Raw genomic sequence first — 706 nt, 5'->3', positions numbered from 1 at the left:
TAACGCGGGCCGCTTCCAGCCGTTCCTCCACCTCGCGCGGGGGCAGGCCCAGGTCGCGCGCCAGGTCCCGCGGCGCGCGGGGTTGGTACAGGATGTTGCGGCCCGTGCGGCTGCGGGTGGCCTCGTCCTCGTAGTTGCCATAGGCCGTGCAGCCGAAGGCCCGGGCCGTCAGGTCCGCGTCGGAAATGCAGGCCGGGTCCGCGTTGTCCCCGTCACCGGCCACGCAGGCATCCGTACCCGCTTCCCCCCCGGCATCCGGGCTTGCATCCAGCGGGGCGCAAGCCTCTTCGATGTCCGCCAGGGTGAAGGTATAGAACAGCCCCTCGCCGCGCGCGCCGTCCAGTTCGCTGTCGGCATCCTCGGCGCTGTAGAAAGCGCCATCCGGCGATGTCAGGTCGCGCAGGACGTAGGCGGCGGTCTCTTCCGCCGTGCGGCGGAACTCGCCGTCGCGGGTGGCCAGCCAAGCCTCGGCGTAGGCCAGCATCAGCATGGCCTGGTCATAGAGCATCTTCTCGAAGTGGGGCAGCAGCCATCGGGCGTCGGTGGAATAGCGGTGGAAGCCATAACCCACATGGTCGTGGATGCCCCCGCGCCGGATGGCCCGCAGGGTCTGCGCGGCCATGCGCAGGGCCTTTGCCCCTCCGGGTTCGTCCGCCGCCGATACGGGCGCCGATACGGGCGCCGATGCGGACGCCGCCTGCGCCCC

At 71.2% G+C, this 706-nt stretch carries 1 pseudogene; it reads right to left on the bottom strand.

Features of this window, described 5'->3' with window-relative positions:
* Positions 1–622: pseudogene (locus FVW20_RS17600) on the bottom strand (thioredoxin domain-containing protein); the annotation flags it as partial.
* Positions 623–706 lie beyond the last annotated feature (84 nt).

Source organism: Nitratidesulfovibrio oxamicus (assembly GCF_015731765.1).
In the GTDB taxonomy this organism is placed as follows: domain Bacteria; phylum Desulfobacterota; class Desulfovibrionia; order Desulfovibrionales; family Desulfovibrionaceae; genus Cupidesulfovibrio; species Cupidesulfovibrio oxamicus.
This window is presented reverse-complemented; position numbering and strand designations above follow the sequence as displayed.